This window comes from Micromonospora tarensis, assembly GCF_016803395.1.
GTDB lineage: Bacteria > Actinomycetota > Actinomycetes > Mycobacteriales > Micromonosporaceae > Micromonospora > Micromonospora tarensis.
Map to the genome: position 1 here is coordinate 1 of NZ_JAEVHL010000282.1, position 7726 is coordinate 7726.

General features: G+C 71.2%; 6 protein-coding genes. 2 read left to right on the top strand and 4 right to left on the bottom strand.

Annotated elements, in window-relative coordinates; genetic code table 11:
• A partial coding sequence (locus tag JM949_RS31325) for a chitinase (protein ID WP_203151721.1) occupies positions 1 to 951 on the top strand: 951 nt, incomplete at its 5' end.
• A 41-nt stretch (positions 952 to 992) separates the two neighbouring features.
• On the opposite strand, the gene JM949_RS31330 is transcribed toward JM949_RS31325, so the two are convergent.
• Both JM949_RS31330 and JM949_RS31335 read right to left on the bottom strand, forming a co-directional pair.
• Positions 993 to 1664, bottom strand: a complete 672-nt coding sequence (locus JM949_RS31330) for a DedA family protein (protein WP_203151722.1) — start codon at positions 1662 to 1664, stop codon at positions 993 to 995.
• 70 nt (positions 1665 to 1734) lie between these two features.
• Entirely contained in the window at positions 1735 to 2349 is a 615-nt protein-coding gene (locus JM949_RS31335; protein ID WP_203151723.1) for a DUF1349 domain-containing protein, read from the bottom strand.
• Positions 2350 to 2406: 57 nt separating this feature from the next.
• Between JM949_RS31335 and JM949_RS31340 the strand changes: the two genes are divergently transcribed.
• Positions 2407 to 4059: an alpha-amylase family protein gene (locus tag JM949_RS31340; protein ID WP_203151724.1), complete on the top strand. Its 1653-nt coding sequence runs from the start codon at positions 2407 to 2409 to the stop codon at positions 4057 to 4059.
• 66 nt (positions 4060 to 4125) lie between these two features.
• Here JM949_RS31340 and JM949_RS31345 read toward each other — a convergent pair whose 3' ends face one another.
• Both JM949_RS31345 and JM949_RS31350 read right to left on the bottom strand, forming a co-directional pair.
• Positions 4126 to 6042 (bottom strand): protease-associated domain-containing protein, encoded by a 1917-nt coding sequence (locus tag JM949_RS31345; RefSeq protein WP_203151725.1) that lies wholly within the window; start codon positions 6040 to 6042, stop codon positions 4126 to 4128.
• Positions 6036 to 7726 (bottom strand): S8 family serine peptidase (locus JM949_RS31350; protein WP_203151726.1); only part of this gene is annotated, 1691 nt, incomplete at its 5' end. The genes JM949_RS31345 and JM949_RS31350, both read right to left, overlap by 7 nt.

Here is a 7726-nt window from a genome sequence, read left to right on the forward strand (position 1 = left end):
ACCACCCCACCGCCGACGACCCCGCCGCCGACCGACCCGCCACCCACCGGCGACCTGCCCAGGCACCTGCTCACCGGCTACTGGCACAACTTCGACAACCCCGCCGTCGAGCTGCGGCTGCGCGACGTCCCCAACGAGTACGACCTGGTGGCTGTCGCCTTCGCCGAGGCCACCTCGACGCCCGGCGCGCTCACCTTCGGCGTCGACGCCGGGCTGTCCGCCGCGCTCGGCGGCTACACCGATGCGGACTTCACCAACGACGTCCGCACCCTGCACAGCCGGGGCAAGCGGGTGATCCTCTCCGTCGGTGGCGAGACCGGCCGGGTCACCGTGAACAACGCCGCCTCGGCCACCGCGTTCGCCGACACCGCCGCCGCGCTGATCGCCCGGTACGGCTTCGACGGCATCGACATCGACCTGGAGAACGGACTCAACCCGGCGTACATGGCGCAGGCGCTGCGCGCGTTGCGGGCCAAGGTCGGGTCGAGCCTGATCATCGCGATGGCGCCGCAGACCATCGACATGCAGAACCCGGCCGGCGGCTACTTCAAGCTGGCGCTCGACATCAAGGACATCCTCACCGTCGTCAACACCCAGTTCTACAACTCCGGGGCGATGCTCGGCTGCGACCAGAACGCCGCGTACTCCCAGGGCACTGTGAACTTCATCGTCGCGTTGGCCTGCATCCAGTTGGAGGCCGGGCTCCGCCCCGACCAGGTCGGCCTCGGCCTGCCCGCCGGAGCGGGGGCGGCCGGCGGCGGCATCGTCGCGCCCAGCGTGGTCAACGCCGCGCTGGACTGCCTGGCCCGGGGCACCAACTGCGGCAGCTTCCGCCCGCCGCGCACCTACCCCGGCATCCGCGGCGCGATGACCTGGTCGGTGAACTGGGACGTCAGCAACGGCAACACCTTCGCCCGCACCGTGGCCCCGCACCTGGACACCCTGCCGTGACCACCCCGGCTGGCGGTGCGCAGCGCCAGCCGTGACGCGGATCAGCGACCGGCGGTCACCGACCGCCGGTCGTCGCGGTCCCGACGCCGACGAAGCTTACGAATCACCCAGCCGGCCGCCATCACGACGAAGACCGCGACGATCGCGTAGTTGAACCAGTCGCTGTAGCGCTCGACGTCCCGCCAACGGCTCCCGAGCGCGTAGCCGGCCCCCACGATGAGACCGTTCCACACCCCGCTGCCGATGGTGGTCAGCAGGATGAACTCACCCAGCGGCATCCGGTTGGCCCCGGCCGGTACGGAGACCAGGCTGCGGACCACCGGCACCACCCGGCCGATCAGCACCGCCCACCGGCCGTGCCGCTCGAACCACCGGTCGGCCCGCTCCAGGTCGTCACTGTCCACCAACGGGATGCGGTCCAACCAGCGCTTGAGCCGTTCCTCACCGAGGGCCGCGCCGAGCCAGTAGAGCACCAACGCGCCGACCAACGAGCCGACAGTCGCGGCCAGCACCACGACGAAGACGTTGAACTGGCCCTCGTGGGCCAGGAAACCGGCGAGCGCCAACACGATCTCACTGGGGATCGGCGGAACGATGCTCTCCAACGCCACCAGCAGAGCCACGCCGGCCGGACCCATCACCTCGATCACCGAGGCCACCCAGCCGGTCAACCCGGTGAACTCGGACGGGTCGCCAGCCTGGGCGTACGACATGGTCGTCCTTCCGTCTCGGTGGTCGGGGATCGGAGGGTCATACCCACCAGGGCCTGTGTTACACCTGCGCTCAGTGCTCCGGGTGCAGCGCGGTGTCCGCCGGTCCCCGCCGCCAGCCGGTGAAGACCACGGTCAGCCCGGCCCGGGACGGCGCGCAGCAGAACGGGCCGGCCACCGCCTCGGCCGCCGGGTCCAGCGGGGCGAGCCGGACCAGTCGCCACGGCTCGTCGTCGACCCGGGCCCGGACGGTCAGCGCGTCGCCGGCCCGGCTGACCCGGACCGTCACCTCCCGGCCCGCCCACTCCGGCACCGGCCCCACCGACCAGTCGGAGAACTCCCGGGTCACCACCGCGCCGAGCTGGACCTCGCCGTCGCTGATCTCCACACCGGCCTTGGTCCAGGTACGTTCGTCGACCCGGACGAACGCACCGGCCTGGTCGAACTGCGCCGAGAAGTCGAGCCGGAAGCTGACCTCCATGGCGGTGCCCACCGGCAGCGGCGCCAGCAGGGCCGGGCCGTTGTCGTGCACGAACCCGTAACTGGTCCGCCGCCAGAAGTCGCTGTCCGCCGCCGGCTCGACGATCAGCTCACCGGCCGGGCCCTGCTCGGCGTGTACCGGCGGGTGCAGCCAGGCACCCTGGGACCAGTCCAACGGTTCACTCGGCGGTACGAGGTCGTTTCCCATGACTGGCACGATAACCAAGGGTTTGCCGCGCTGATCGTTCGGAGATGTTCCTCCGGCATGGGTGACCGTTGGTATTCCGAAGCTGTCGTCTACTGCCTCGACATCGACACGTACGCCGACTCCGACGGCGACGGGGTCGGCGACATCCGTGGGTTGATCGGAAGGCTGGACTACCTGGCCCGGCTCGGCGTGACCTGCCTGTGGCTGCACCCGATCCACCCGTCACCCAACCGCGACGACGGCTACGACGTGACCGACTTCTACAACGTGGACCCCCGCTTCGGCACCCTCGGGGACTTCGCCGAGCTGCTGCACCAGGCGCAGAACCGCGGCATCCGGGTGATCATCGACCTGGTGGTCAACCACACCTCGGACGAGCACCCGTGGTTCCAGTCCGCCCGCTCGTCGCCGGACTCGCCGTACCGCGACTGGTTCATCTGGTCCGACACCGAACCCGACGACCGGCACCAGGGCATGGTCTTCCCGGGCGAGCAGAACGAGACGTGGAGCTACGACCGGACGGCGAAGGCCTGGTATTACCACCGGTTCTACAAGTTCCAGCCGGACCTCAACTTCGCCAACCCGCAGGTCCGGGCCGAGGTCAAGAAGATCATGTCGTTCTGGCTCCAGCTCGGTGTCTCCGGTTTCCGGATGGACGCGGTGCCGTTCATCATCGAGCTGACCGAGCCGGGCAACCCGAACTCGCCCAAGGACTTCGAGTTCCTCACCGAGCTGCGCCAGCACGTGCAGTGGCGGCGTGGCGACGCCGTCCTGCTGGCCGAGGCGAACGTCGAACCGGACCAGCTGCCGACCTTCTTCGGTGACGCCAGCGGCTCCGGCAACCGGATCCACATGCTCTTCGACTTCATGCTCAACGGCCGGCTCATGCTGGCCCTGGCCCGGCAGGACCCGGAGTCGCTGATCGAGGCGCTGCGGGACACCCCGAAGCTCCCCGTCGGCGGGCAGTGGGCCACCTTCCTGCGCAACCACGACGAGATCGACCTGTCCCGGCTGACCACCGAACAACGCAACCAGGTGTACGCGCAGTTCGGCCCGGACGAGAACATGCGCATCTACGACCGGGGCATCCGTCGTCGGCTCGCCCCGATGCTCGGCAACGACCGGCGGCGCATCGAGCTGGCGTACGCCCTGCAGTTCTCGCTGCGTGGCACTCCCGTGCTGCGCTACGGCGAGGAGATCGGGATGGGCGAGGATCTGTCGCTGCCCGGTCGGGAGGCGATCCGTACCCCGATGCAGTGGTCGTACCAGCCGAACGCCGGCTTCTCCACGGCGGAGGAGGAGAAGCTGGTCCGCCCGGTGATCGACAAGGGTGAGTTCGGCTACCAGACGGTCAACGTCACCGCCCAGCGGGGCGACCCGAAGTCGCTGCTCGCCTGGTTCGAGCGCATGATCCGTACGCTGCGGGAGGCCCCGGAGATCGGCTCCGGCTCGACCACCCACATCGACGTGGCGATGCCGCCCGGGGTGCTCGCGCACCGGGCGGACGGGCCGACCGGGACGATGGTGTTCGTGCACAACCTGGGCACCGACGACGTCGAGGTGGACCTGAGCAGCCTCGAACCGGAGGCCGACCTGCCGATCGACGTGCTCACCGATCGTGGCTACGGCGAGTTGGGCAAGCTCGGCGCGGTTAAGGTCTCCGGCCACGGCTACCGCTGGATCCGGCTCTGCCGGGGCTCCGCCTGGTAGGACGGGCACGCGGGACGTCCGGCCGGTCGGCGCCGGCCGGGCGTCCCGCGATGTCACGGCAGGCGATCAGCGCACGCCGAAGGCCCGGATCACTTGCTGGCTGACCGAGTTGCCCGCGTCGTCAGTGGCGCTGGCCCGCAGCGACACGTAACCCGCGTTCCTCGGTGCCCGCAGGTTCGCCGTCCAGGAACCGTCGCGCGAACGGTCCAGCGACTGCCGCTGCCAGTGCGCGCCGTCGTCGTACGAGATCTCCAGGCTGATCGACCGGACGTTGCCGCACCCGGTAGCGCCGGGCAGGTGCGCGGCGGACACGGTCAGGTCCGTCCGACCCGGCGCGGTGCCGGCCGGGTCGGTGTCGACCGTGTAGTCGAGCTGGAGCAGCGGCAGCACGTTCGACTCCACCCCGGCTGCCGGTGCCTTCGACCGGAACGTCCACCGGGTGTCGGTGCTGGTGGAGTACCGGCCGACGGTCGGATCCTGGGTGGTCTGGACCACCAGCCGGTACGGCAGGTCACCCGCGCCCGGCGCGGTGCCGCTGACCCACGTGCTGCTGCTCTGGCCGAGCAGCCTGTCGCCCTGGTAGAGCTGGTTGGTCTGCGCGGCGGCGCTCATCGCCATACCGACGTGATCGGCCCCGCCCCAACCGGGCACGTCCAGGTTGAGGGTGTCCCCGGAGCGGGTGGGCAGCTTGAAGTTGTTGTTCAGGTGGGGCCGTTCGATCGGCGCGAAGAACCGCTCCTGGCTTCGGCTGCCGGCCCGGTAGCTGGTCCGGGGGTCGATCTGGTACGTCGCGGCGTCCAGGTACGCCTCCTGACCCCAGGTGTACAGGTCACCTGTGGACACCCAGTCGGTACGGACCGCCGCGAGCGGCCGGTTGCTGGTCTGGCCGATGCCCCAGTTGTTGTACGACGGCCAGTCGTACCGGAACTCCCCGCCCCGGGTCTGCGCGGTCGGGAGGTTGAAGCCGACGTCGATCCGGGCCAGCGTCTTCGGGGTCTCGGTCCGGCTCAGCTCGCGCGGAATCCGGTTGTGGTACGCCTGCACCAGGTCGTACGCGTAGTCGGCGACCGGCTGCGAACCGACCTGGACCTTGGTCGACCCGCGCTGGATCTGCCGGATCAACGCCTCGCCCTCGTCGGTGCTGAGCATCGCCACCTCGATCGGGGTCGGTGTGAAGAAGTCGATCGAGTAGTCGCGCACCTCCCGCCACGGGAAGTCGTTGACCACCAGCAGCACCTTCACCCCGGCGGCGGCCGCCGCGGCGGCCTGCTCGGCGTCGCCGACCTCCCAGTTGCGCCGGACCACGGCGACCCGGTCCCGGGCGTTCAGCCCGGCGTAGTCGCTCGCCGCGCCGTTGCCCGCGAAGACCGCCGGCAACGTCCATCTGCCCTGCGGGAGCTGGGTGGTGCCCTGCTGGCGGACCACGTCGTCGAAGTCCACCGTCGCGGTGCCCACGGTCAGCACCGGCTGCTCCTTGCGCCACCGGGCCCCGACGTAGAAGTCGCCGTGCCGCACGTCCCGGCTGGTCGGCTGCGCCCAGAAGCTGTCGAAGAACACCCCGCCGGCGATGAACGATCGCCACCGGCCCGCACCCTGCGACCGGTAGTAGTCCAGCCGGGTGAAGGTGTCGGCGGTCTGCTGCGGCACCGTCGACTCGACCCGGCGGGCCGCCTTCCCGTCCAGCTTGATCGTGGTGTCCGTGCGCAGGTCGATGTCCGGGTCGCCGAGCAGCGCCAGGCCCAGCGAGTTGGGCCCGTGGCTGCCGGTGACGTTCAGGAAGCTCATCGCCGACCAGACGCCCTCGGGAAGGTAGAGCTGCGCCACGCCGTCCGCGTCGGTCTCGACGAAGGCGATGTCGTAGCCGCCTGGCTGGCCCAGCTCGATCATGCCCCGGGTCGGCTTGCCGGCCCGGTCGGTCAGCTCCAGCCGAAGCTGGTGGTACGGGGTGAACGTGCCGACGGCGATCGCGGTGCGGGTCAGCACGCTCCGGTCCGGCCCGGCGGCACCACCTGGCCGGTGTACCGGGCGCCGGCGGTGGCCCGGGAGGTGTCAGTGGTCAGGGTGACCGTGGCGGTGCCGTGCGCGGGCACTGTCAGCTGGGCCGCGGAGAGGCGGAACAGGCCGGCCGGCGCGCCCGGGGCGTGCACCGACAGACCGACAGTGAGCGGCTGACCGGTGGTGTTGGTGTACGTCACCGGGGCGGTGCCGCCGCCCGCCTTCACCGTCTCGTGGCGCACGCTCGTGGAGACGGTGCCGGTGGCCAGGAGCGGGGCCCGAACCGCGGCGGCGATGTCGACCCGCCCGGTGCCGGCCTGGTAGGCGTCGTACGCCGGGGTGGCCTTCGTCGTGCTGACCAGGGCGTCCTTGAGCTGCTGGCCGGTCCAGTCCGGGTGCTTGGCGGCGAGCAGGGCGGCGGCGCCGGCCACGTGTGGCGCGGCCATCGAGGTGCCGTCCATCGTCTGGTACGAGCCCTCGCCGGGCGCGTACTGCGAGCGGGCGGCGAGCACCCCCACGCCGGGCGCGGTCAGCTCGGGCTTGATGGCCTCGTCGCTGATCCTCGGGCCCTGGCTGGAGAAGGGAGCGAGTTGGTCGTTGCCGTCGACCGCGCCGACGGTCAGCGCCGCGTCCGCCGCGCCCGGCGCGGACACGCTGCCGGGTACGCCGGCGTTGCCGGCGGAGATGACGAAGAGCGCGCCGGTCTCGGCGCTGAGCGTGTTGACCGCCTGGCTCAGCGGGTCGGTCCCGTCGCTGGCCTGGTCGGAGCCGAGGCTCAGGTTGACGATGCTGGCGTCGGCGTCCCGGACCGCCCACTCCATGCCGGCGAGGATCCAGGAGTCCAGGCCGTGGCCGTCGTCGCTGAGCACCTTGCCGACGGCGAGCGTGGCGTTCGGAGCGACGCCCTTCTCGCGTCCGCCCGAGGCCGCACCGGTGCCGGCGATGGTGGAGGCGACGTGGGTGCCGTGCCCGACCCGGTCAGTGATCTCCTCGCCGGGCACGAACACCGCGGACTCGGAGATCCGGCCGGTCAGGTCCGGATGGTTCGCGTCGATGCCGGTGTCCAGCACGGCGACCCGTACTCCGGTGCCGGTGTCGCCGGTGGCCCACACCTCGGGAGCGCCGATCTGGGCGGTGCTGTCGGCGAGGTCGGCGCGAACCCGTCCGTCCAGCCAGATCTTGGCGATGCCACCGGAGAAGCGTCCCCTGTCGCCGGTCGCGGCGGTCGCCCTGGCGGTGGAGGCGGCCGTGATCGCGGCCCAGAACTCGTCGGCCCGGTCGCGGTCCTCGCGCAACGCGGCACCGGAGATGCTGCTCAGGGTACGGGTGCGGGTCGCGCCGGCCGGTGCGCCGCCGGCGCGGAGACCGGCCGTCGCGTCGGCGTACGACACGATCAGCGGCAGGTGGTCCACCTGCGCGTCGGTGTACCCGTCGGCGATCAGCCGGGTGACGTTGAACAGCCGCTTGTCCAGCGTCTTCGCGGCCACGTAGGGGAGCACCGCCTGGGGGTAGACGTAGAGGTCGTCACCGGCCTCCACCACCCGCACCGGCGCGGGGGTGCCGTCTGGACGACGTACGTCGAGGGTGCCGCCGTTGGCGGTCTGGCGGGTGGTGACGGTGTCGCCGGTGATCAGGGTGACTGAGTGGGTGCCGGGCGGGGTGGGCAGGTCGG

Coding starts and splice junctions, on each gene's coding strand:
- JM949_RS31330 (WP_203151722.1), bottom strand. CDS start 1,664: ATGTCGTACGCCCAGGCTGGCGACCCGTCCGAGTTCACCGGGTTGACC.
- JM949_RS31335 (WP_203151723.1), bottom strand. CDS start 2,349: ATGGGAAACGACCTCGTACCGCCGAGTGAACCGTTGGACTGGTCCCAG.
- JM949_RS31340 (WP_203151724.1), top strand. CDS start 2,407: ATGGGTGACCGTTGGTATTCCGAAGCTGTCGTCTACTGCCTCGACATC.